This window comes from Sunxiuqinia dokdonensis, assembly GCF_001270965.1.
Classification (GTDB): Bacteria; Bacteroidota; Bacteroidia; order Bacteroidales; family Prolixibacteraceae; genus Sunxiuqinia; species Sunxiuqinia dokdonensis.
This window is the reverse complement of sequence record NZ_LGIA01000125.1, coordinates 1-845: the sequence shown is the minus strand read 5'-3', so window position 1 is coordinate 845 and position 845 is coordinate 1. Positions and strand designations below refer to the sequence as shown.

The window sequence follows — 845 nt, the reverse complement described above, 5'->3', positions numbered from 1 at the left end:
TAAACAGAAGACCTGCACTTGTGAAAGGACAAAAAACCATCATCCTAAGCTATGCCAATCACCGGCAACAGGCCGTTGTGCGAATTGATTTTGCCTACGATGCCGAACTGGCCGCCCAGGTGACGCAGCGTGAAGGCGTCAGATGGAGCCAAACCTTGGGCGCCTGGTATGTATCAAAAGAGCATTTTGATTTACATCGGTTCTTCGAGGCATTTCGGGGAAAAGCGTGGGTGGATTATGAGGGGCTGAAGAAGGATAAAAACAAGTCAACAAAACATACGCCTGTAGCGGTAAAACCCCGCTATAAGCTGAAGGCCATCAAAGCACAATTATCGTCGGAGGTGAACGGACAAATCCAGTCTTTTAAAAAATGGATGGAACAAAAGCGCTATGCAGAGAACACGATCAAAACCTATATCCATCAATTGGAGATTTTTTTCGGATATTATGCCGACAAAGATCCGGCAAGCCTGAGCCATGAGGATATTACCCGGTTCAACACCGAATTTATCCTAAAACATGGTCTTAGCTCTACATTTCAGAACCAGACGGTGAGCGCGTTGAAGAAGTTTTACCGCGTGCTATATAACCGCGACCTGGAAGCAGAAAATATTGAACGCCCACGTAAATCGCATACACTACCTAAAGTTATGAGCAAACAGGAACTGCAACGGTTTTTTGAGAACATTAAAAACATCAAACATAAAATGGCTTTTGAAACCATCTATGCTTTTGGGTTAAGACGTAGCGAGTTGGATATGCAACAGAAAGGTTGCCAGCAGGGCCGGAACAATCCAAAAAACGATGAGCTCGGGCACGCCAACCCAAATTTTTAGAATATTGAA

Annotated in this window: 1 protein-coding gene; it reads left to right on the top strand. The window is 44.5% G+C overall.

The features are described 5' to 3' along the window. On the top strand, positions 1–836 hold an 836-nt coding region (locus tag NC99_RS07815; protein ID WP_204374939.1), incomplete at its 5' end, for a tyrosine-type recombinase/integrase. Positions 837–845 lie beyond the last annotated feature (9 nt).